The sequence below is a fragment of the Bacillus changyiensis genome, from assembly GCF_027706145.1.
GTDB classification, from domain to species: domain Bacteria; phylum Bacillota; class Bacilli; order Bacillales; family Bacillaceae; genus Bacillus; species Bacillus changyiensis.
In genome coordinates, this window is the sequence record NZ_JAQFWW010000002.1 from 13,484 (window position 1) to 36,996 (window position 23,513).

19 protein-coding genes and 1 tRNA gene are annotated in these 23,513 nt (G+C 36.0%); 4 read left to right on the plus strand and 16 right to left on the minus strand.

Translation table 11 applies throughout. From position 1 onward, the window contains the following. Positions 1 to 340 precede the first annotated feature (340 nt). Complete coding sequence (locus PDT38_RS07320) at positions 341 to 1,039, plus strand: DUF421 domain-containing protein (RefSeq protein WP_270800211.1); 699 nt, start codon at positions 341 to 343, stop codon at positions 1,037 to 1,039. Between the two features lie 557 nt (positions 1,040 to 1,596). Beyond that, positions 1,597 to 2,118, plus strand: coding sequence for a peptidoglycan recognition protein family protein (locus PDT38_RS07325; protein ID WP_270800213.1), 522 nt, complete (start codon positions 1,597 to 1,599; stop codon positions 2,116 to 2,118). A gap of 160 nt (positions 2,119 to 2,278) precedes the next feature. Here PDT38_RS07325 and PDT38_RS07330 read toward each other — a convergent pair whose 3' ends face one another. The 12 genes from PDT38_RS07330 to PDT38_RS07385 form a co-directional block, all read right to left on the minus strand. Continuing rightward, the gene (locus tag PDT38_RS07330) at positions 2,279 to 3,511 is read right to left on the minus strand and encodes a peptidoglycan-binding protein (protein ID WP_270800215.1); all 1,233 of its coding nucleotides are present in this window, start codon (positions 3,509 to 3,511) and stop codon (positions 2,279 to 2,281) included. A 211-nt stretch (positions 3,512 to 3,722) separates the two neighbouring features. Beyond that, entirely contained in the window at positions 3,723 to 4,031 is a 309-nt protein-coding gene (locus PDT38_RS07335; protein ID WP_270800217.1) for a hypothetical protein, read from the minus strand. Between the two features lie 52 nt (positions 4,032 to 4,083). Further along, entirely contained in the window at positions 4,084 to 5,331 is a 1,248-nt protein-coding gene (locus PDT38_RS07340; protein WP_270800218.1) for a peptidoglycan-binding protein, read from the minus strand. 43 nt (positions 5,332 to 5,374) lie between these two features. Further along, complete coding sequence (locus PDT38_RS07345) at positions 5,375 to 5,719, minus strand: NADH:ubiquinone oxidoreductase (protein ID WP_270800219.1); 345 nt, start codon at positions 5,717 to 5,719, stop codon at positions 5,375 to 5,377. A 530-nt stretch (positions 5,720 to 6,249) separates the two neighbouring features. After that, positions 6,250 to 6,322, minus strand: a tRNA-Ala gene (locus tag PDT38_RS07350). Between the two features lie 156 nt (positions 6,323 to 6,478). Beyond that, entirely contained in the window at positions 6,479 to 7,507 is a 1,029-nt protein-coding gene (locus PDT38_RS07355; RefSeq protein WP_270800221.1) for an aldose epimerase family protein, read from the minus strand. 24 nt (positions 7,508 to 7,531) lie between these two features. Beyond that, positions 7,532 to 9,529 (minus strand): transketolase, encoded by a 1,998-nt coding sequence (tkt, locus tag PDT38_RS07360; RefSeq protein WP_270800223.1) that lies wholly within the window; start codon positions 9,527 to 9,529, stop codon positions 7,532 to 7,534. Next, positions 9,530 to 10,183, minus strand: coding sequence for a fructose-6-phosphate aldolase (gene fsa, locus PDT38_RS07365; protein ID WP_270800225.1), 654 nt, complete (start codon positions 10,181 to 10,183; stop codon positions 9,530 to 9,532). It lies immediately after the preceding gene. 189 nt (positions 10,184 to 10,372) lie between these two features. Further along, positions 10,373 to 11,743, minus strand: a complete 1,371-nt coding sequence (locus PDT38_RS07370) for a sugar porter family MFS transporter (RefSeq protein ID WP_270801671.1) — start codon at positions 11,741 to 11,743, stop codon at positions 10,373 to 10,375. A gap of 166 nt (positions 11,744 to 11,909) precedes the next feature. Continuing rightward, positions 11,910 to 13,328 (minus strand): L-arabinose isomerase, encoded by a 1,419-nt coding sequence (gene araA / locus PDT38_RS07375; RefSeq protein WP_270800227.1) that lies wholly within the window; start codon positions 13,326 to 13,328, stop codon positions 11,910 to 11,912. Between the two features lie 34 nt (positions 13,329 to 13,362). Beyond that, the gene (locus PDT38_RS07380) at positions 13,363 to 14,058 is read right to left on the minus strand and encodes an L-ribulose-5-phosphate 4-epimerase (RefSeq protein ID WP_270800229.1); all 696 of its coding nucleotides are present in this window, start codon (positions 14,056 to 14,058) and stop codon (positions 13,363 to 13,365) included. Next, positions 14,052 to 15,677 (minus strand): xylulokinase, encoded by a 1,626-nt coding sequence (locus tag PDT38_RS07385; protein WP_270800230.1) that lies wholly within the window; start codon positions 15,675 to 15,677, stop codon positions 14,052 to 14,054. The genes PDT38_RS07380 and PDT38_RS07385 overlap by 7 nt, the downstream gene beginning before the upstream one ends. Positions 15,678 to 16,097: 420 nt before the next feature. Here PDT38_RS07385 and PDT38_RS07390 point away from each other — a divergent pair, with 420 nt between their 5' ends. Next, positions 16,098 to 17,186 carry a GntR family transcriptional regulator gene (locus PDT38_RS07390; RefSeq protein ID WP_270800231.1) on the plus strand — a complete coding sequence of 363 codons (1,089 nt, stop codon included), beginning with the start codon at positions 16,098 to 16,100 and terminating at the stop codon, positions 17,184 to 17,186. 904 nt (positions 17,187 to 18,090) lie between these two features. On the opposite strand, the gene PDT38_RS07395 is transcribed toward PDT38_RS07390, so the two are convergent. The 4 genes from PDT38_RS07395 to PDT38_RS07410 form a co-directional block, all read right to left on the minus strand. Then, the gene (locus PDT38_RS07395; protein WP_270800232.1) at positions 18,091 to 18,468 is read right to left on the minus strand and encodes a hypothetical protein; all 378 of its coding nucleotides are present in this window, start codon (positions 18,466 to 18,468) and stop codon (positions 18,091 to 18,093) included. A 537-nt stretch (positions 18,469 to 19,005) separates the two neighbouring features. Further along, entirely contained in the window at positions 19,006 to 19,791 is a 786-nt protein-coding gene (locus PDT38_RS07400; protein WP_270800233.1) for a 1-acyl-sn-glycerol-3-phosphate acyltransferase, read from the minus strand. A gap of 2,078 nt (positions 19,792 to 21,869) precedes the next feature. Beyond that, positions 21,870 to 21,959, minus strand: coding sequence for a putative holin-like toxin (locus tag PDT38_RS07405; protein WP_270800234.1), 90 nt, complete (start codon positions 21,957 to 21,959; stop codon positions 21,870 to 21,872). Positions 21,960 to 22,311: 352 nt separating this feature from the next. Beyond that, positions 22,312 to 22,482, minus strand: coding sequence for a hypothetical protein (locus PDT38_RS07410; RefSeq protein ID WP_270800235.1), 171 nt, complete (start codon positions 22,480 to 22,482; stop codon positions 22,312 to 22,314). A 298-nt stretch (positions 22,483 to 22,780) separates the two neighbouring features. Between PDT38_RS07410 and PDT38_RS07415 the strand changes: the two genes are divergently transcribed. Next, on the plus strand, positions 22,781 to 23,434 hold the full coding sequence (locus PDT38_RS07415) for an ArsR/SmtB family transcription factor (RefSeq protein WP_270800236.1): 654 nt from the start codon (positions 22,781 to 22,783) through the stop codon (positions 23,432 to 23,434). Positions 23,435 to 23,513: the final 79 nt, after the last annotated feature.

Genomic DNA, 23,513 nt, shown 5'->3' on the forward strand with positions numbered 1-23,513 from the left:
TCAAGTGAACCCTTTTGAAAAGTGAGAGCCGTTGAGACCTTGATCAGTTGAGTGTCTTGGCATTGTCAAAGCTTATAAGATCCAACTAAATACAACCCCAAAATAGTCCATAAACACATCCTAGCTGGTGAATATCTCACCTAAAACTAAAAAAAATCATCAATTATTGACTCAGTATGTATGTCAGTTCACAGATTTATATCACGTTCTTTTATATGATTTAACAGCCTCATTGGATTCAAACAACCAAATAGCCTAAACTTCTATTCATTATTGGGATGAATTATATTATTATTTTTTGGAAAACTAAAAATAATTTCAAAAATAGGAGTATGGAACAATGTCAATATTTGAGTTATCGCTAAGAATTATGATAGCTTTTGTAACTTTATTAATTCTCACAAGACTTATGGGTAGAAAAGAACTGACACAAATGACTTTTTTTAATTTTGTTTCCGGTATTGCAATCGGTACGATTGGAGCTTCCCTTGCAATTGATTCAACTCTCAGTATTCGCAATGGTTTAATAGCGTTAGTAGGTTGGAGTATCATTACAATCGCTTTAGGATTTCTAGATATCAATTCTAAAAAAGCTCGTGTACTAATGGAAGGGCAACCAAGAATTCTTATAAAAAAAGGTAAAATTATGGAGGATGAACTACGAAAAGTACGATTAGATATTGACGCCTTAAATGCTTTATTAAGAAAGAAAAATGCATTTTCTGTTTCTGAAGTTGATTATGCCATAATGGAAACAGACGGCGAATTATCAGTTTTGAAAAAGGAACTTAAACAGCCTCTAACAATATCCGATATGGGTGTACCACAGACTACATTCAACGTATACCCTACTTCCACTCAAGTTATAACTGACGGTACAATCAATAAGTCGAATCTCGAAAAATTAAACCTCGATACACAATGGTTACAGCAACAATTACAATCATCCGGAATCCATTCAGTTTCAGATGTCTTTTATGCCGAAGTCCAAAAGGACGGCAATTTGTATATTGATAAAAGGGATGATGCATTACATTAAGTGGCGAGAGTCTCCTCTCTTTGTTTGGGTTAACCTTTTTCAATCAAAAATTTGTAGGTCTCTCTTCACTTTCAACCTGTAATCATTTTCTCTTCGGAATCTTCGTTCTCTCTTTTTTATCGCTTACGCCTTGTCCTCCAATGGAATAAACCGCTCTCTCTGATTCTCAAATCCGATATCTACCTCTGTTGGTGTAAAACATCTCCTATTTCATTAATCAACTCATCGTTGCCTGTTGTAAGCAGCAGATTCCTTTGACAACTCTTACACTCCAATCATCGAATTTTTTAGTGTAATGGCCTTTGTTCTTTTTTAGGTTCAGACATCATATACATTCACCGTTCCGATAAGAAAGATGCTAACATTTTAATCCAATCCACCGAGCGAAATCAGAGCTTCTCTGCTCTTTATATTGGGTTGATTGAATCCACTATAAGATACAGATCAGTTTTATAAATATGGTTAAATCCTCCAGACATGAATAGGGAAACTCAAATAAGGTTTAATTCAAGGTTAAAAGAGTCTTAACATATCTTTAAAAAGAGAAGGGGATTGCTATGCCAAATTGGGAATATGGAATTTTGTTTAATCAATCAGAGGAGTTTATCAATTGGCTAAAAAAAATAAAAATTACATCGAAAATCAACAAAGTACATGTTCATCATACTTACATTCCCACTCATAAGGACTTTAAAGGAAATAACCATAGAAAATTACAAGATGGAATGAGAGAATATCATATGAAGAAAAAATTGGCTGAAATTGCTCAACATATTACCATCTTTCCGGATGGTAAAGTGATGACAGGACGTGACATCAATAAAACACCAGCATCTGCAAGAGGTTATAATGGAAACAATAGTGAACATCCCTTTATGTTTGAAATGATTGGGAATTTCGACAAAGGTTCTGATCAGCTAAAGGGTAAACAGCTGGAAAGTGCAATAACTGTCACCCGTTACTTTCATGAAAAAGGTGCAGTAATTATCTTTCATCGAGAGTGCTTAATCAATGGAAAACCGCCTAAATCTTGTCCAGGGACCGCAATAGAAAAAAACTGGTTTATTAATTTGATATAAAAAACATTCAAGTTAAAAATCTCCATGAATAAGCTTCTGTTTTTCTTCAATATCTGTTCCTTTTGACTCACCCAATTCGTTTTATTAGGCTAGTCTACTGAAAATCTTTGGACTCATATCGACAAACATTCTTTCTTAATCCTTTACAGTATAAAATATATTATCTGTATTCTAATATAGAATAGTAAAGATTAGATAGTTTATACCATGTACGGAAATCTACAATTCCATCCTTAGGGATGATAAATATTTGTTGAAAAGCTTTTACAGCTTCTGCTGTGGTCTTTCCAAATTGACCATCCTCTTCAATTTTAGATATTTTTCTATAACTTTTAGAAATCTCGTTTAACATCATCTGAATTTCACATACATCAGAACCTGATAATCCTTCTTTTAAAATTCTTTGTTGAGGAGGAGTAGGTTTTCCTTGGAAAACCACACCTACAGCTGATGTCATTTTTATTGACCCATAACATAGATCATAAAAATAGTTAAGTATCTCTGAATAATTATATCCTTGTTTAGCAAGTTCTTGGCTTTTAAATTGACCTAGTTTACAAGGTTTTTTTCTTGTATAATGAGCACGATATTCTGCTAATAACGGTTGCATTTTATTAGGATCTGGATGTTTAATATATTGATTAAATATAGTATCTACTATTTCTATTATTCGTTTATAAGTTGTTTGAACATGATTGTATTTAAGATCAAATTGAGTTAGACATGTAACATCAAACCCTACATATGGTTCAGTAAATACTTTATTCAAGGTGTAAGAAACAATACAAATAATATTAGCTTTTATAGCTTCTGGATGCCAATTAGAAAACATTTCACCGCAAGCCACTTTTGTTATATAATCTGTAAATTTAACTTTATATGTTGGTGCGGTTTCTTGTGGTGCACCACAGTGTACAATAATATATTCAGGTATTAAAATTCCTATAGGAAGACCTTCGGGCCGAGGTTGTAAATGTGGTTGTGGATCTGGAATAGCTAATGGATCTATCGTGTGTTTTATAGCTTCTGGCTGAGTTAACTTATGCTGAGGGATTTTGTATTCTTCTGAAGGACGATATTCCTCTCTTAAAATATTAGGAGTCATTTGTATCTCTTGTATTCCTGTAGTATTTGGAACAACTTGAACACTATCAACTTTTATGAAATGATATCCACTTGCTGAAACAGTGACTGAATACTCAGAATATGGCTCTACAGCTGGTAATTCGACTGGATTAGTTTGACCTGATTCATTTGTTTGGAGTTTTATATTTTGATCGTGTCCCTTAATTGTTACTGTAGATCCAATAATTGGTTTTACTTTATCTCCCTCAAATACAAAGACCATTAGTTTTCCAGTAGACTGTCTAGTATATAAATTAGGATGACCCATTTATTTTCACCTTCCTTTATAGTTAATGAAATGCCAGTAATCGTATCATGCAATCTCATCTTATAGTATAAGAGTTTCACAAAATATCACTTATATACTTTGTAGATTCGATATCTTCAAATAAAAAAAAGCCAAATCCTTATTTCACCAAAAAAGGTTAGGTTCCAATAACATGACCAAGAATAAAACTTAGACCCGCGCCTTCTCATGGTTAAGAGCAAACTGCTCCTGGAACTCCAGATTGACTAATTTGAATCATATTTTTTGTATTCGTATAAAATGTGTGAAGTTGACCACCACTGTAAATTGTGTATGTTACATCTCCATAAATTGCTTGTGTCTCATCCAGCTCTGGAGAAACATAAGCAAGTTTAGCATTACAAATTTTTTGACCGCTATCTAACTCTATATCAACATAAAAACCGACTAAATTTATTATTTTATCAGGGTTCACGAGTCTGCGAGGAATAAACCTAGTGTAATAATATCGGGTGTACTCATAAGGGTTAATGTAATACATTAGACAGTCAACTCCTTTAATACTAATTTTAAAAAATATGCGTTGTTTTATATTAGGTTAAGCCATTTAATTTTTTGTATTTTAATATAGAAAAGTAAAGGTTAGCCATTTTGTACCAAGTTCGCAAGTCTACAACCCCAGTTTCCGGTATGATAAATATTCTTTGAAACTCTTTAACAGCATTTTTAGTTGCTGATCCAAATTTACCATCCACTTTCATTTTAGGAATTTGGGTATATTGTTTAGCAATTTCATTTAGATAGACTTGAATTTCACGTACATCAGAACCAGATGTTCTTTCTTTCAAAATTTGTTCTGGAGGAGGTGTAGGACGGCCTTGAAAAATTACGCCAGGGCTATGCGCTATTTTTATTGAACTATAACAGCCCTGCTTTTCATAAAAATATTTAAGAATAGCTAGATGTTCATATCCTTGTTTTGCAAGTTCTTGACTTTTATATTGTCCTAATCGGCAAGATGTTGGATAAGCACGGTATTCAGCTAAAAATGGTTGTATTTTATTAGGATCAGGATGTTTAATATATTGATTAAATATAGTATCAACTACTTCAATTATTTCTTTAAAAGTAGTTTGTAGTGGGTCAAATTTATGATCAAACTGAATTAGACATGTAATGTCAAATTTCCCTTCATAATATTGAGTAAATATCTTGTTTAATGTATAAGAAGTAATACAAAGAATATTAGCCTTTAAAGCTTCCGAATGCCAACTTGAGAAAATTTCACCACAAGCCACTTTTGTAATGTAATCTGTAAATTTAACTAAATATTTGGGTGCAGAATAATCTTTGGGCGCTCCACAGTGTACAATAATATATTCAGGTATCAATAGGCCTATGGGAGGGCTATCAGGACGACTGGAAGAAGATTGTGGTTGTGGATCAGGAATAGCAAGTGGATCTATAGGAGGTTTTATAGGTTCGGGTTGGGCTAACTTATGTTCTGGGATAGTGTAATGTTGTCTATCATTTCTCCCTCTCTGGATAGTCATTGGGATCTCTTGTATGCCTGAAGTATTTGGAAAAACTTGCACTCCATCAACTTTTATTGAATTGTATCCGTTGGCTGACACATTAACAGTATATGATGAATAAGGCTCTTGAGCAGGCAATTCAACTGATTTTGTTTGGCCAGATGCATTTGTTTCAAGTGTTATACTTTGGTTGTTTCCTGTAATTGTTACTGTTGCACCATGAATTGGTTTAGCTTTGTTACCTTCAAATACAAACACCATTAATTTTCCGGTTTTTTGTCTAAGGCAAAGGTTATAGTCTTTCAACTGATTTCACTTCCTAAATAATTTTATCCCTTAAACATAACTTTTATAGTTGATTTGCTGGTATATCTTTAATTGATTCATTCACGATCGTTCCATCTTTTTTAACAGGAGCTACGATTGTAACTAGTTCTTGACCTGTAGAGGTAATCATAACATTATGAATAAAAATTCGTGTTTTAGCTGGAATTGTATAACCCGTAGGAAGAGTGACAGGTTTTGAAGTAGTATAATATTTGCCGATCAGATCTGCAAATTTTGGAACTCTAATATAATAATCTTCCATTGGTCGATTTTCATACATATAATATGAATATTGTCTAGGATAACAGTAAGGGTTTTGATATATATTTGAATAAACATTAGGATAAATGTAAAAATTTTTATACATTTAATTTTTCTCCTTTTTTTGTAATTTTTATTACAATTTCTTATATATTCACAAAGGCTTGTGTGGGTGTATGTCTCTAAAAACTTTGAAGAGTGTTAAAGTCACCACAGATAGCTGTAAAAAATCCACTACCAAGAACCCCTTTATATTTAGATTCTCGTCATTTAGATAATCTGGAGCATTTCAATGTGTCCTTAAAACGGAGATGCCTTTCCTTTGGACTGCCCGATTGTAGATTCTGCACGACCTTCCAATCTCTTTATCACGCGGAACTGTACGAATAGACATCGAGATTAGTAGAAGTTTTTCGTAAAGTACGTTCCTTTTTCACTCGTTTACCCGATCTATTTGCGGACAAAGTCAACGCCTCCATTTCAATTAAGTCATCGAAGAGAAAACCGCAACCTTGTCGTTGATAGGACTGCACCCCTGCACAATGCCCATTCTGAGTCATCCCTTAAATCAACAAAAACAAAAAAACGGTAGGAATCCCGTTATATCAACGTTTTCCTACCGTTTTACTTTCGATATGGAGCATAGCGGGCTCGAACCGCTGACCTCTACACTGCCAGTGTAGCGCTCTCCCAGCTGAGCTAATGCCCCTTTTAATTGAGACATGGTTATTATAGATGGAATTTGGAATAAAAGCAAGTGGATTTTTGTTTTATTCTTACAAGCAACAACTAATATTTTTCAATCGGATGGAACTTCCTTCTTTAAAGAAAGGAAAAGTTCCATCCAAAACAAACATCGTAACCCCTAAAAAATGATGTTGTACTTTGTTTGAGAAGTGTAACTTTCGCCCGCATGAAGAATAATATTTCCAAAATCTTCGAATTCAATTGCACCTGGGGCCACTTGGGTTTCAAATGTGATTCCACCGTGTTGACTTAATTTTTCTCCATGCATAAGTGGCACACCTTCGACACAATTCGTAGTATACACAACGATTGCTGGCTCTTCTGTGTATACCTCAACTTTTATTTTTTCATCAGGACTGATCAATTTCGCTGCCATTTGCTCTAGATTTGAGCACGCCAGAAAGAATGGATGATCGATCCCTTGCACCTTGTTCACTTCTATATCATTGGATTCAAATGTTGATTTTAATTTCTTCGGAGTTCGAAAATCATAAGCCGTTCCAATGACACTTCTCTTTTCACCAGTTACCATGGTTTCGTCATCTACTGGTGCAAATTCTTTAGAGCATATTTGTAAAGCATGATCATCAATTGAATGGTTTGGATGTCCTGTTAAGTTAAAATAGACGTGATTTGTCGGGTTAAAAATTGTATTTTTATCACTTTTTGCTTGATAGCTTACAGACCAAATATTGAAGTTGTCTAATGTATAAGTCACACTGACTTCTATGTTCCCTGGAAAACCATTCTCACCATCGGGTGAATGTGTTGAAAAGACGATTGATGCACTTTGTTCCGTCTTCTTCATTTCATAACCCCAAGTTTTCTCATCGAAGCCAGGTTTTCCACCATGTAAAGTATTACCTAATTGATTGACAGACGTTTTGTAATGTATATCATCGAGAGAAAATTCACCATTTTTTATTCTTCCTGCAACTCTTCCGATTGTCGCTCCGAAGTATGTTTCTTGCTGATAATCCTCTATAGCATCAAATCCCAATACGATATTCTTACGACCTGAAGCAGTTGGGACATAAAGATTGACGATTCTTGCACCAAAGTTTGACACTTCTAATATGACCCCATGATCATTTTCAATCGTAAACAGCAAGTGATTATCCCCAAATGGTCTTTCGGTTATGTTCATTCTTCCGACTCCTTTCACTTTTCATTAAACGAATGCTTTATATTTTGCCATGACATTTTCTACTGTGAAGCCAAATGTTTCGTACACAATCTGTCCAGGAGCTGAGGCACCGAATTGATCGATGGTGACAGTTGCACCTTTTAGTCCTACGTATTTACCCCAACCGAAGCTTGAACCTGCTTCAATTGCTACACGTTTTGTAATACATGATGGTAAGACTGATTCTTTATATTCAATAGATTGTTGATCAAATAAATTGAAGCTTGGAAGAGAAACAACAGATACATCGATCCCTTCTTCACGTAGTTTTGCTTGTGCATCTAATGCAAGTTTGACTTCTGCACCAGTAGCCATCAAAATCCCTTCAGGTATTTCACCTTGTGCTGGAGAAAGAACATATCCACCTTTGGCCACGTTTTCTTCAGCACCACTTGCTGTACCAGGAAGAACCGGTAAGTTTTGGCGACTAAGAACTAATACGGTTGGCTTGTCAGTTGCTGAAACAGCTAACTTCCAAGCAGCACGTACTTCATTTCCGTCTGCTGGGCGAATCACGATTGCATTTGGAATAGAACGAACACTAGCTAATTGTTCAATTGGCTCATGTGTTGGGCCATCTTCTCCTACTGCTATAGAGTCATGTGTTAGCACATAAGTGACCGGTAAATGTTGAATGGCTGCCATACGAATGGCTGGAAGTAAGTAGTTAGAGAAAACAAAGAATGTTCCTCCATAAACTCGTGTGCCACCATGGAGTGCGATTCCATTCATAGCTGCAGCCATTGCGAATTCACGTACACCAAACCAAATGTTTCGCCCACGATAATTTTCAGAAGAAAAATCTGTCTCTGCCGCAACCATGGTATTGTTTGATTTGGAAAGATCAGCTGATCCACCCCAAAGTGTAGGAACTGTTTTTGATAAAGCTTGAATCATTTCTTGAGAAGTGACGCGGCTTGCAGCACTCGTTCCCTTTTCATAAACTGGCATTTCACTATCGTAACCATCAGGAAGAATGCCTGCAAATGCTGATAGATATTGTTCAGCTAAGTCTGGAAATTGTTTAGCGTAATCAGAAAATAAAACATTCCATTCACTTTCTGCACGACATCCACGCGCTTGAATCGTTTCACAGAAACGGTCGTACACTTCTTCTGGAACTTCAAAAGCATCGTGTGACCACTCATAAACACTTTTTGCGTGCTTGATGCCTTCATCACCTAATGGTGCGCCGTGAACACCGCTTGTCCCCTCATTCGGCGCACCATATCCAATCACTGTTTTCACTTCGATTAAAGTTGGTTTTCTTGTCTCTGTTTGGGCTGCCTCAATGGCCTTTCTAATCTCAGCTAAGTCATTTCCATCGTTCACTAAAATATGTTGCCAGCCATATGCTTCAAAACGTTTTCCTACATTTTCAGTAAAGGCTTTTGAAGTTGGTCCATCTAGAGAAATATCATTTGAATCATAGAAGGCTATTAATTTCCCTAGTTTTAAATGCCCGGCAAGTGATGCAGCTTCCTGTGAAACCCCCTCCATCAAATCTCCATCACCACATAAAGTGTAAGTAAAGTGGTCCACTATCTTGAATTCGCCTTTATTATAAGTTGCAGCTAAATGAGCCTCTGCCATTGCCATTCCTACAGCATTTGCAAAACCTTGTCCAAGCGGACCTGTTGTTGCTTCCACTCCATCAGTATGATCCACTTCAGGATGTCCTGGTGTAAGCGAATCCCATTGGCGGAAGTTCTTCAACTCATCAATCGACAAGTTATAGCCTGACAAATGAAGTAAGCTATACAGCATGGCTGAACCGTGTCCAGCTGATAATACGAAACGGTCACGGTTCGTCCAATCACGACCAGTCTTAGGATTGACGTTTAAAAATGTTGACCAAAGAACATAAGCCATTGGTGATGCACCCATCGGTAAACCTGGATGTCCTGATTTTGCTTTTTGAATTGCGTCAATACTCAAAGTACGAATTGCGTTTACTGCCAAATGATCAATTCTATCAAACACTTAGGCTTCCTCCTTCTTGAAGCTTTCCCAATCTTTCATGAATTGTGCAATCCCGTTATCTGTTAACGGATGGCTCCATAATTTAGGGAATAATGAACCAGGAATGGTTGCAATATGCGCACCAACTTTAGCAGTAGCTTCAACATGCTCAAGACTACGAATACTTGCGGCAATAATTTCAGCTTTTAATCCATAATTATTCAAAACTGTGCGTAAGTCTTCAATTAGTTTGATTCCAGGTGTGCCAATATCATCTAAACGACCTAAAAATGGTGAAATAAAAGTTGCACCTGCTTTTGCTGCCATCAATCCTTGTGCAACAGAAAAAATAAGTGTCACATTTGTCTTAATACCTTCTTGACTCAAAATGTGTGTAGCCTTTAACCCTTCTTCTGTCATCGGAATTTTCACAACAATGTTATCTGCCCATTTTGCAATTTTACGTGCTTCTTTCACCATCCCTTCAGCATCTAAACTAATCACTTCTGCTGAAACGGGGCCAGAAACAATTGAGCAAATTTCTTTGATGACTTCTTCAAAGTTGCGACCTTCACGACTGATAATCGTAGGATTAGTCGTTACACCATCAACTAAACCAAGGCTATGAATACGTTTGATTTCTTCTACATTCGCTGTGTCTAAAAAGAATTTCATCTTGATATCACACTTTCTTTATAAAGTTAGTTGCACATTTTCTTCCGCGTTTGTATTGTCATAGATGGATTCTTACATAGTATACGTTACATGAAAATCTTAAAAACTCAATCTTATGAGAATATCAATCTCGAGTTAAAAAATGGCCGAAGTACAACTCCGGCCTTAAGAAAAGCGTAAATAACTTTATTACACTCTAGCAGCCTCAGCTGATTTTTTTGCAGAACGAGCTGCCATTTCAGTTTCAATCTGTTCTAAGCTACGGCCTTTCGTTTCTACAACTACGAAACGGATGAAGAATAACCCTAAAACACAGATGATACCGAAAGCTGAGAAGATCACACCAAAACTGAACTTAGCTGCAAGGACTGGGAAAACAAGTCCAACTGCAAGTGAACCTGTCCAGTTGAAGGCTGATGAAATACCAGCACCGATGCCACGTACAGCTAGCGGGAAGATTTCCCCAACGATAATCCAAGTAAGTGGTGCCCAAGAAAACGAGTAGAAAAGGATGAAAAAGCAAAGTGCAATTAATGTTACCCAGTTGAGTACACCTTCATTCGTTCCTAATGCTTCAAGAATTGCTGGTGTAAAGAATGAAAGAGCCATACCGGCGCCGCCAATCGTCAGGATTGTCCGGCGATTATATTTATCTACAAATTGTAAGAAGATAACGGTTGTCACCACGAAGATCACACCGACAATAACTGTAAATCCAGCAGCTACCTGTGGTGCTAAACCAACTTTACGTGCAATACTTGTAGCATAATAAACAATTGAGTTTGCACCTTGAATTTGTTGAAAAGTAGCCATCCCAACTCCAATAATGAGAGCCATCCGGAATTTCTTATGGAATAACTGTCCGATACCTGATTCTTCATGTTCAGCAACATCTTGAATCTCAGAAATTTCAGCATCTACTTCGGCTTTTGAACTACGAAGAGATGCTAATACTTCGCGTGCTTTATCTACCATACCATTTTTAATTAAGTAGCGAGGTGATTCTGGAAGTTTTAACATACCAATGTATAATACGATGGCAAAAATACCAGCACTACCAAGCATTAATCGCCAACTGTTTGGAATTGGTTCAAAAATGAAAGCGACGATATAACTTAACAAGAGCCCAATTACAATCATTAACTGGTTCAACCCTGATAGTTTTCCCCGAATATTCGCTGGTGCTATTTCGGACATGTATGCAGGAACTAGAGAAGAAGCTGTACCGACTGCTGTTCCTAGGAACACACGAGCAATTGTCAAGAAGATTTCATCTGGTGCAAAAGCAGAACCTACTGCACCTACAAAGAAAATAACAGAAGCAATTAAGATTAGTTTTCTACGACCAAACTTATCCCCTAGTAAACCGCTTAAAATTGACCCAATGATAGCTCCACCCATTAATGAAGATACAACAATCCCTAACCATAATGGACTCAAATTAAAATCATGATTGATATGTCCTTCCGCACCTGCAATAATCCCTATATCATAACCAAATAAGATTCCAGCAAATGAGCCGAAGAAGAAAATAAACTTACTTGATACATTACTCATGATGCATTTCTCCTTTCCGTTGTCTGAATTTCCCCATAAGTAACATCGTTTCACGCCGATGTTTTAAGCGCTTTCATATCACCTTAAAAACCGCGCTCTCTGATGAATGAATATCCAACCTGAAAAATTCACCTCCAAGGATGCACGGCCTCCTTGGAGGGTCAAGACATTACTTAATCACTACGTATTCCAAACCTACTAGTTTTGCATAAGTGACAATTTGATCTGTTGTTAAATTCAATGAAACAACTGTATGGTGACCGCCACCATTCTCAATCCAAGCTTTAACCCCATCTTGAAAGTTTGGTTTAATGTTCCAAAGTACACGAGCGACTGGAAGTTTTGGTGCTGAAACAATTGGCTCAAATGCAGAAACTTCATTGATTAACAGTTTGAAATGAGTTCCAAAGTCAGCCATTGAAACAACCACACCATCGCCTGCTTGACCGTCAAACACCAAGCGAGCTGGATCTTCCCGATCACCAATACCTAGTGGAGATACAACAATTTTTGGTTTGTTACTTGCTAAGGTTGGATCTACTTCAAGCATATGTGATTGAAGGACTGATTCTTGTCCAACAGCTAATTCATAAGTGTAATCTTCCATAAAACCTGTTGATTGGTGATGGCTCATCACTTTAAGCAAGCGATCAAGCGCTGCAGTCTTCCAATCTCCTTCACCAGCAAACCCATATCCTTGTGCCATCAAACGTTGAACCGCAAGACCTGGAAGCTGTTTCATTCCATACAAATCTTCGAAGTTAGATGTAAAAGCATTGTAACCACCATCATCAAGAAAACGTTTAATCGCAATTTCATAGCTTGCTTGTACTTTTACACTAGCTTCCCAATCTTCCTTACTGTAAGTACCATAATCAAATTCATAAAGGTCTGCATATTCTGTAAATAGAGCATCAATTTCTTCATCCTTAACAGCATTGACATATTGAACAAGGTCTCCAATACCAAAATAGTCAACTGTCCATCCAAATTGAATTTGCGCTTCTATTTTATCCCCTTCGGTAACTCCAACATTACGCATGTTGTCACCAAAACGAGCGACTTTAATGTTAAAGCTTTCATTATAAGCAACTGCTACGTCCATCCAATCTGCAATTTGCTGTTGAACCTCAGCGCGTTGCCAGTAGCCTACTACAACTTTATTTTGTTTATTCAAACGAGCATTGATAAAACCATATTCACGGTCACCATGTGCTGATTGGTTTAAGTTCATGAAGTCCATATCAATGGTTTCCCAAGGAATACTTTCATTAAATTGTGTTGCTAAATGAAGTAACGGTTTTTGTAATAATTTTGTTCCACGAATCCACATTTTTGCAGGTGAGAAAGTATGCATCCAAGTGATGACACCAGCAACTTCATCACGATAGTTGACCTCTTTCATCATGCTTGTGATTTTATCTGCACGAACAGCTAAATCTTGCAACACAACTGGATATGGTAAGATACCGCTTTCATTTAATGCATCTGTCATTGTTTGTGCATGTGCTTTCACTTCTGCTAATGCTTCTTCACCATAAAGATGTTGTGAACCTACGACAAACCAAAATTGTTTTTTTGTAGTCATCTTGGATCCTCTTTTCTTCATTTAATAGTTTATATTATTTTTGCCCATAATAGGCATTTTCCCCATGTTTTCGTAAATAGTGTTTATCTAAGATGCGCTTTGGTAATTCTTCAGCAAAATGATTTAATTCTCGGGTAAATAAATTCATTTTCGAAACTTCTTCTAAGACTACGCTATTCATGACTGCTGACTTTGCATCTTTGCCCCAAGTGAACGGACCGTGTCCATGAAGTAAAATACCGGGTACTGCTAAAATATCTAATCCTCGCTCTTCAAATGTTTCGATGATGACACGACCAGTTTCTACCTCGTAACCACGATCAATCTCCTCTTGTGTCAAGAAGCGGGCACATGGTACAGGACCATAGAATGTGTCTGCATGAGTGGTCCCCATCGCTGGAAGATCAAGACCTGCTTGAGCCCAGGTTGTCGCCCAAGTTGAATGAGTGTGCACAATGCCACCGATTTCTCGGTAATGCTGATATAGTACTGCGTGTGTCGCCGTATCTGATGAAGGGTTTAGCTCTCCTTCAACAACATTGCCATCTAAATCAACAACGACCATATCACTAGCTTTCATCGTCTCATAATCAACACCGCTAGGTTTGATCACAAATAAACCGCTTTCACGATCGATAGCACTTACATTTCCCCATGTGTATTTCACAAGTCCATGTTTAGGTAAATCCAAATTCGCTTGCAATACTTCTTCTTTTAGTTGTTCTAACACGTAAATTCCTCCAGTTTTCCACTGAAATGATCTACAGCGGCCTGCTCAATCACTAAACCTTTTTTGTAACGTTCGATAAATGCTTCAAATCCTTTAACATCAAATTGATCAGGATAAATTTCTTGCCTATCAACCTCTTTAAAAACTTTTTTGTCGAGGAAGTCTTCTAAACTATATTTATCTTTATCCATCATGTAAGAAGCAAGAATTGCCATGCCCCAAGCCCCACCTTCTCCGGCTGTTGCCATAACTGAAACTGGAGCATTCATTGCAGCTGCAACAATTTTTTGTCCAACAACAGGGGTTTTAAATAAACCACCATGTGCTAAAATGCTATCAATTGCAACTTTTTCTTGCTTGATCAAAATGTCCATACCGATTTTCAAAGCACCAAAAGCAGTAAAGAGATGGGTCCGCATAAAGTTGGCTAAATTGAAATGACTCACAGGTGAGCGGACAAAAAGTGGTCGGCCTTCTTCTATTCCTGTAATATTTTCACCTGAAAAATAACCGTAGCTAAGCAAACCACCACCATCCGGATCGGCTTCCAACGCTTTATTCAACATCACATTGAATAGTTTATCCGTTTCAACCTTTTGTCCCATTGCCTCCGAAAATTCCCGGAACAACCCTAACCAAGCATTCAGATCACTTGAACAGTTATTGGCATGTACCATTCCAACTGGACTACCATTTGGTGTTGTGACCAAATCAATTTCTGGATGAACTTTTGAAAGTTCATTCTCTAATACAATCATGGCAAAAACTGAAGTTCCTACTGAAACGTTTCCTGTACATTTCCTCACACTGTTCGTAGCAACCATCCCTGTTCCAGCATCACCTTCTGGTGGACAAAGCGGAATGCCTGGTTGTAAATTTTGTGATTGATCGAGAATTTTTGCTCCTATTTCGGTTAATTCACCTGCTTGCTCACCTGACACATAGACTTTAGGAAGAATATCTTTTAGCTTCCAAGGATAACCTTTGTGCGCAATGAGTTCATCAAACTGCTTCACCATTGATTCATTATAATCTTGCAAAGACTCGTCAACTGGGAACATGCCCGAAGCATCACCAATTCCGATTGCTTTCTGACCAGTCAATAACCAGTGAATGTATCCAGCTAAAGTAGTGATAAAATCAATACGACGTAAATGTTTTTCTTCATTTAATATAGCTTGGTAAAGGTGAGCAATACTCCACCGTTCAGGAATATTAAATTGAAATTGATCAGTTAATTCTTTTGCAGCAACACTGGTAGTTGCATTACGCCAAGTCCGAAACGGAACAAGTAGCTCACCAGTATTGTCAAAAGCCATATACCCGTGCATCATTGCAGAAAATCCAATAGAACCAACTGTTCGAATCGTCATTCCATAATTTCGTTCAACTTCTTGCTTCATTTCACGATAAGCTGCCTGCAGGCCAGTAATAATATCTACTAAGTTGTATGTCCAAAATCCATCCTCCAAGAGGTTTTCCCACTCATAACTTCCAGATGCAATTGTTTCAAAATGATGATCAATTAACACTGCTTTAATTCGCGTGGAACCGAATTCGATTCCAAGTGAAGTTTCTCCATTAGCAATCACTTGTTTGATGTTTCGATTCGTCTTCACATAATCACCTCTATGATAGCGGTTTCAATTATAATCGAAAGGGAGCGCTTTCCTTTTTGCATAAGCATTTCATCGACTTATTTTGATGTTACTCCCCCTTTCTGATAGCGGTTTCAATTATAATTGAAAGGAGGCGCTTTCCTTTTCGTTTAACTTTACTTACAACATTAGTATATTTTTTGTGCGTACATTTGTCAAACAAAAAATAATATATGCTTACAAATTACCTTTTCGTTCACATTTCTCTATATAAAACTCTATTAATGTTAGAAAAATTAGATAAAAATAAAACCGTTTGTTAATTTGTATGCAAATCAGGTCATAACCTTTTCATTCACACAAACCCATGCTAAAATATGTCCATACAAATATTCCGACCAAAAACATTAGCATCTGAACAATTATGAAAGAAGTGATAAAATGAAACCAAAATATCAGATCATTATTGATGATATTAAAAGTAAAATTCTTTCAGGAGATTACCGTATAGGAGAACAAGTTCCTACTGAATCTGCTATGCAAGAAACGTACAAAGTTAGCCGACATACTGTTCGAAAGGCGATTTTAGAGCTATCCAACGAGGGGTTCTTAAGAAGTGAAAAAGGGTCCGGCACTTATGTTAGTAACCAATATCAATTAAAATCTGGTGGGAGTCCTAACAATAAAACAATCGGGGTCATCACAACCTACATTTCTGATTATATTTTCCCATCCATTATTCGTGGAATTGAAGGAAGATTAAATGAGGAGAATTATTCGTTATTGTTAGCTAGTACAAATAATGATGTTGAACAAGAAAAAAAAGCTTTGGAAATGATGTTGTCATTTGGTGTGGATGGTTTGATTGTTGAACCCACCAAAAGCAATCTATACAATCCCAATATTGCTTATTACCTATCGTTTAAGGAACAGGATGTTCCATTCATTATGATCAATGCTTATTATGAAGAGTTAGATGTTCCATTCTTTTGTCTCGATGATGTGCAGTCCAGCTACCTCGCAACAAAAAAACTGATTTCGAATGGACACACACAAATTGGACTCATTTCAAAAATGGATGATTTACAAGGAAAGTATCGAATGAAGGGATATATTAAAGCGCTTGGAGAAGCAAAATTACGATTCCAGCCAGAGCATGTGCTTTCGTATAACACAGAGACGAAGCTTAATCTATACACAAACTTGAAAGAGTTTCTAACTAAAAAAAGAGACGTCGTGACGGCAATTGTTTGCTATAACGATGAGGTCGGGCTTGAAGTATTAAATGTATGCAGACAAATTGATATATCTGTTCCAGAAAATTTGTCAATTATCGGACAGGACAATTCTTACATTGCCAAAAATGCAAACATTAAACTAACAACATTGACACATCCACAAGAACAAATGGGTCGTGATGCAGCAGATTGGGTCATAAAGAAATTACAAGGAAAAAAGAGTTTACCGAACGAAACCTATTATCAACCGGAGATCGTTGAAGGTGAAACGGTAAAGGAATTAGAAGGATAAAATCTTTGTGCTAAAGACAAAAATAAAAAAGCTTTGCGAAACATCCTTACTAGGGCACTCATTAAAAGGGGATACAAACCCTCAAGCAGAGAAAAAACATATGAGTCAGCCCTTGTTAGGATGAGTGATAAGACCTCTTTCACCGAAATAAAAAGTTTTTGAGTAAAACTCAAATGTTGAATACCCCAAATAATCCCCAGCTCCTAAAACAACGATCGGACTGTACTGTCTAGATTCTCAGAAGAAGTATCAGTGACTCCATCGTCTTGCCCATCATTAGCAACAATCAAATACTTTCGCTATCTTCTGTAACCTTTACAGAATTCGCTCCAAACCAGTAATAAATGTCCCTGAAATCCTTCAACTCCTGCCTATTCAATTATTTTTTTTAATCGATTTATGTATCAATCCTTGGAACAGTGCCAAAGAAAAAATGAAAGAATAAGCAAAGGTTAAAGTTTAATGTCGCTCATCCTCTCTCCTCTTCTTTTAATGTAATTATAAGGATCGTTGGAATGTTGATTTTAAAGTGTCCAATTTTATTCTTTAGAATAAGACAACTCAAGTGCTTTTTGCATGTATACTACTTCTGTGATTTCTCCACGATACCGTCTTTCTAAAAGCTCTTCCTCTTTTTCTGTAAGCTCTAAACCTTCAAATCCAAGGTCGCTCGCACATAGCTCATGGCTTTTTCAAAGTCAATTTTTCTTTAGTCCTTCTATTAGCCAGTTTAATAAAATTGTCGATTAAAAATTTATGTATTCTTCCGGTAAAATTATATTATTTTCAATTTCAAATTCTCAATTTTCACTATTTATTTTTGCCATATTAACTGCTACTTTAATATAGATTTTAAATTAGAAACTAGTTACCATGAGCTTTTAGTTTTCACTTGAAATCCTGTTTATGGCTCATTTCGGCGGACACGATTGTATTCAACCATTTCTCTAGTAGCCTCCACTAACCAAGCCCAGAAATCATTGTACTCTGTTCTTTGCTCATATCCCCTTGATGCAAAGTCATGTATAATTTCAACCTTTTCACCTTTTCCTATTTCAAAGCATGCTATGTCATCATTATCATCTCTTCTTGCAAAAGGTATCAAATTTCTATTAGGATATCTGTTTTTAAGTCCTTTTAATCTTTCTAGCACTCTTTCTTCATTCATGATATACCACAAGTCAAAGTCTAGTAAATTTAGTTCTATAGCTTTTCTAAATGATTTTGGATAATAAAATCCATCAAATCCTATTCTATCTTCTAAAGTTTTTATATTCATCATTTCAACACCTTCATTATTCATATTATCGACTAGCATACATTACAAGAAAAGTCGGTTAGTATGAATACCCATGATAAATCTTTATGTTTTATCTATTCATGTCCAAAGTTCCATCGTTCATGCACCTTAAAGCTAACAATCATTTTACATTGTAATTGATCGCTAGCCAACGTTTGCTTTCATTATGAATCTTATCAATTTTTATTATTACATAAGTCACACTTTCTTGACGAAAGATGTAGTCTATACAGGCCGAGTTAGGAAGAATGTTAGAACAACACAATTCAATATTGAAAGAGGAAGTGTGACCGTCAAGTAAAATGGTGCAGTTTTTGATCATTAATTTGGAACACTTTCTTGCTTGAAAAATACGATAACTATCACCAGTTAAGTGAATAATTTCTGCACGATGAATCATGCGATCAGAATAGCTGTTGTATAGCTGGGTCGCCCAATAACTCTCCCCATTCTTTTGGACCTATATCATCCATACTTACGGGTGTTCTTGCTACAGCTTTTATCTGAAACATTATATAATTACCTGATTAGTTGGTTAAATCTTTTTCTTGTTTGATGATCTTCATCAAGTACAGCATCTCTTGCTGGAATTCCCGTGAGTGTACCTAATTCATTTTGTGCTTCAATGACTCTTTCTAACCATAATTGTTTATAGTTATCAAAATTTCGGCAGTCTTTGGGTATAAAAATCGGCTTCCCAAATACTAAACGATTCTCGACTCCTTCAACAGCTTGCTCAATAAAAGCCGGTAAAACAGGAATACCCAGTAATCTGGCTAACCAGAATGCTCCTGCTTCAATATCTTCTGCTCTATCTTTATTTATGTCATAAATTGTTCCTTGAGAGAATATCAGAAAATGCTTTGGTTGTTCACCTTCAGCAAACCACTTTCCTGCAGCTTTCATCGCCGCCATTGATCCACTAAAACTTTTACGATCAACTGCAAAAATTTTTTCGAACTCTAATATTGGCATTAATTCTTTAGGTATGGAAACACCATTAAAGCAATTTTCTTTAGCGAAAACAAATAACTCCGGATAAGTATCTATAACTTGATGCATCAGCTCATAATAATAACTCATAATTAGCGGAGCATCAGAATCAGTTAAGTGATTAGTTGCTATTATATAAGATGTAGTAGTAAAATCTTCCGGTACATTATAACCTTTAAAATTGTACATTTTTAATAGCATTTTCTTTGCTTCAATTAATCTATTTTTTAATTTTTCCGGATTATTTACTAGACTTAATATTTCTTTTATAGCATTTTCATTAAACATTGAACTGGCATTAAATAAATGCATAATATTCCTCCTCAATTAATTAAAACTCTTGAATATTGAAGTTATTCGCCAATAGTTTCATATTAAGCCCCTAACCATATTATGAAATGCTCAGAAAATATAAATTTTCTGCATAGCATTATCTAACCATTATACTTAACAATAAAATAATCTCTCAAAAAAAGCTAGAAGCCTCCTTTACCCTGCTCACTTCTCCTTAATTTCATTACTGCTCTACTTGCTGTAATATTCAGAAAGGCTGACCGCTTTCTTGGAATGTCAGGCTCAGTATTCCAGAGTGATAAAATAGCTTGCTCCTGCTCTGTGAAATCCATTGCCTGTCATAACTTCTTATATACTTCTTCATTGTCAAGTCTATCTAATATAGTTTCGTTATACAATGGGTTTTCCTGTCTGGAATATCATCACCATTCACAAACATCTGTTCAATGCTCATCACCGGTGAAGAAGCTGTGCCATGTTCATGGGGTTTCCATAAGTGGTTAGCTGACCAAAAAGTAATCGGTTGAAAAGATTTTTCAGATCCACTTGGAATTCAAGCTATGAAACGGCAGTATAATAGACGTGGCGTGAAGGTAAGAACGTACGGCATCACGAATTATGACAATGAGTCACTGGAGATCTTGTACCGTCAAGACATACAAGGCAACGACTCATTCAAAACATAACACCCAGTAAGTAAAAGCGTCTTAAATAGACAGTTAAAGCAAATCAATCATGGGTAACAGATATCACGTATAGTCCGACCCTGGCTGGTTATATTTAGAGTGTAATCAAACTGCGGAATGGCGTCATTCATCACTCTGACCGTATAATTCAATATGCCTCTTCTGAGTATTAAAAATGAATAATAAAGTTTAATATGATCAGCAGTTTGAGCCAGAAAGGAAATTGTTACGACAATGCTTGTATCGAATTCTTTCATGGAATCCTGAAACAGAACTTATTTATCCAACCACTTATAAAACTAGGGAAAAAGCAAAAAAATCATTGTTTGGATATATTGAGTTTTTCTCTACATCCCAAGCTATCCAATCGACTTTGGCTACTAAATACCTAATGAATTTTGAGAGAATATATCGAAATTCAACATTTTAATTTTACCAAGCGATAGCATGGTAGACGAGAAGTTTTCTTTGATAGACTCATGACTATTTCAATTACAGCACAGCCTAAAAAAAACAAGTAATTTCCATTCCTTGCGTAGTTTTTTTTATGGACTGTAATAGAAAATGTCCAATATAGGTTGGATTGTTTTTGTATTTTTGTTTTTATTTACTGATCAACCGAATGATTTTTTAATAGGGTTTGTCAAGAAAAGTGTGTAAGTTATTCTAAATATTTCAACACACGCTGCTTTATGTGGTCATGAATTAAAAGCTGATTCATCACCATAGCCCATCGTTGAACATGGCCATCTTTCCAATACCGTCAACGCTTTTTTTGATTTTGGCGATTTCTTCAGATTGAACTTTTAATTCGTCCAGCGTTTTATCATTCCTTCACGCAATACCTGAACATCAAGTGTTTTCATTCCATTCTTCCTTCTTTAAAGTAACTTACACAAAAGTTTACCACTCTTTTTATAAATGTTGTGGGATGAAAAGACATATCTAAGAAAAAGTTAGGGTTAGGATATTATTCCTATTATAACCGGCTGGAATTTTTAGAAATTTCTAACGCATTTTCCTCAAATAGACGGTCGTATTTCCAAAAGATCAATCATTATTCATCAAATCAGCGAGGTTATCTAAGAGCTTATTGTTTTAAGAGTCAACAAACAAGAACGTTTACAAATGAAAATATCCTCACTGTTTCTCCTGCGGATTATAAAAAAGTGGTTTGGAGGGTTTCGAATCACTTGCTTTAAATAGTGGATTTGGCGCTATCTCATTGCAAAAAAACGTTTTTTGCATTATCATAAAGACAGAATAAGGATTATCTTCTAAAGAAATTGCATAAAATAAAAAAGAAGACTCGACCGCTCTCAACATTCGAGTCCATGTACAAAGTGGCCCATCAAAGGGCTGGCTCATGCAAAAATTCAAGAGTAGACTTCTCTAGAACTTTCGTCGGTCTCAAGGGAAGTCTACTTCTGTTTTATAGGCAAGAATGAACATGCCAAAAGCAATCATTAAATAGATTGCTTGAAAAGTTGTCATTAGCATCCCCCCCTTTCCATAGGGTAGGGGATGAGCCAGCTTCCCTTGAGTGAGCCAAGACTTTGTACATTGAATATTTTACCTCATCCTTTCTAAGGATGAGGGTGTTTTTTATTGCCCAAAGGAAAAATGTTATAGGAAGTATACACTTCTTTGTGAAACATACATAATTTGAATTAGCAAAAAATCGATAAACCCTGATTTAGAACTCTTTAAAGTCTTCTACAATAGATCAATTAAGCTCTTCATAACTACTGAAACAATCCACACTAGTCATCCCCATCGTTATCATATATAACATCTTCACATTTCATCGAATTGTTTTTCTAGAAGTCGCTTCTCAATAACACAACACTCATTAGTTAAAATCCGCTTTGTGCTCCATGAATTTTTTTCCACAGTCATGGCACTTATATCTCATGTCGTTCATTCCATATATCCCCGTTGTAAGCGTCCAACCTCTTTTTTTCTTTGTTAAATTGGCACTGCCGCAGAATGGGCATTTAGCTTTTTTTATTTGTTTAGTCATTTTTGTTTGCTCCTATCATGGTTATCTTAAAAATGCTCACTCGTTGAATGAACTCAGCGACTTTCTGTTTATTAACTATTTCATTAAGCTATTTTTTCTATCCCAGTTATCATTGTACTGAATTAAGAAACAAATATCCAACTAGTGTTCCAATCAGTACAATATCTTCAGAAGTAAATTTCCATCGGGTTACACACAATTTTTATTTATCTCTATCGAAAAGGTTTTTTGACAAAATTTGGAGCAAAGAGTATAATTCAACCATTCAATAAAATACTTGAATAGTTTGGTGAATAATATGCTCAATGAAAGAAATTTAAAAGATTTGTTATATCATGAGTTCGCAAGAATCGGTAAAAGTCTTTCTAGTCCAAAGCGTTTGGAGATTCTTGATATTTTATCTCAAGGTCCTAAGTCAGTGGAAGCATTGTCGAAAGCAACTGCGATGTCTGTTGCGAATGTTTCCCAGCATTTACAAACCCTTGCTCAATCCAGATTAGTAAAATTTCAAAAGCAAGGTAACTATGTTATTTACGAATTAGCAGATGAAGCCATTTCTAATTTTTTAAGTTCCTTGCATACATTAGCAGAGAAACAGTTTATTCAGGTTCAACAAATCAAACAAGAATTTTTAAATACCCATCTTGGTATGGATGGGGTTTCACTTTTAGAACTTCATGACCGAATTGATAAAGGTGAAGTGATATTGTTAGATGTTCGACCGAAAGAAGAATATGAAAAAGCTCATATTCCGGGTGCTATTTCTATACCAATTGAGGAATTACAGGATAAACTGTCTTCTTTACCAACCAACTGTGATGTTGTTGCCTATTGTAGAGGACCATATTGTTTAATGTCGGTAAAAGCAGTAGAACTTTTAAAGATGAAAGGTATAAATGCCTATCGTTTAGAAAGCAGTGGTCAAGATTGGCATCAATTTCAAGACATTTAACAAAAAAGCTTAAGGTGAATGTGAATTGACCATAGAGCTTGTAGAGTCGGTTGAAATCAAATATGAAGGAAGATGGTGT

Bases quoted from the DNA above. Each gene is read 5' to 3' on its own strand.
- PDT38_RS07405 (WP_270800234.1), bottom strand. From the start codon at position 21,959: ATGCTAATGACAACTTTTCAAGCAATCTATTTAATGATTGCTTTTGGC.
- PDT38_RS07410 (WP_270800235.1), bottom strand. From the start codon at position 22,482: ATGACTAAACAAATAAAAAAAGCTAAATGCCCATTCTGCGGCAGTGCC.
- PDT38_RS07320 (WP_270800211.1), top strand. From the start codon at position 341: ATGTCAATATTTGAGTTATCGCTAAGAATTATGATAGCTTTTGTAACT.
- PDT38_RS07345 (WP_270800219.1), bottom strand. From the start codon at position 5,719: ATGTATAAAAATTTTTACATTTATCCTAATGTTTATTCAAATATATAT.
- PDT38_RS07355 (WP_270800221.1), bottom strand. From the start codon at position 7,507: ATGAACATAACCGAAAGACCATTTGGGGATAATCACTTGCTGTTTACG.
- PDT38_RS07400 (WP_270800233.1), bottom strand. From the start codon at position 19,791: ATGCATTTATTTAATGCCAGTTCAATGTTTAATGAAAATGCTATAAAA.
- fsa (WP_270800225.1), bottom strand. From the start codon at position 10,183: ATGAAATTCTTTTTAGACACAGCGAATGTAGAAGAAATCAAACGTATT.
- PDT38_RS07325 (WP_270800213.1), top strand. From the start codon at position 1,597: ATGCCAAATTGGGAATATGGAATTTTGTTTAATCAATCAGAGGAGTTT.
- PDT38_RS07335 (WP_270800217.1), bottom strand. From the start codon at position 4,031: ATGTATTACATTAACCCTTATGAGTACACCCGATATTATTACACTAGG.
- PDT38_RS07330 (WP_270800215.1), bottom strand. From the start codon at position 3,511: ATGGGTCATCCTAATTTATATACTAGACAGTCTACTGGAAAACTAATG.
- PDT38_RS07390 (WP_270800231.1), top strand. From the start codon at position 16,098: ATGAAACCAAAATATCAGATCATTATTGATGATATTAAAAGTAAAATT.
- PDT38_RS07415 (WP_270800236.1), top strand. From the start codon at position 22,781: ATGCTCAATGAAAGAAATTTAAAAGATTTGTTATATCATGAGTTCGCA.
- araA (WP_270800227.1), bottom strand. From the start codon at position 13,328: ATGACTACAAAAAAACAATTTTGGTTTGTCGTAGGTTCACAACATCTT.
- PDT38_RS07395 (WP_270800232.1), bottom strand. From the start codon at position 18,468: ATGATGAATATAAAAACTTTAGAAGATAGAATAGGATTTGATGGATTT.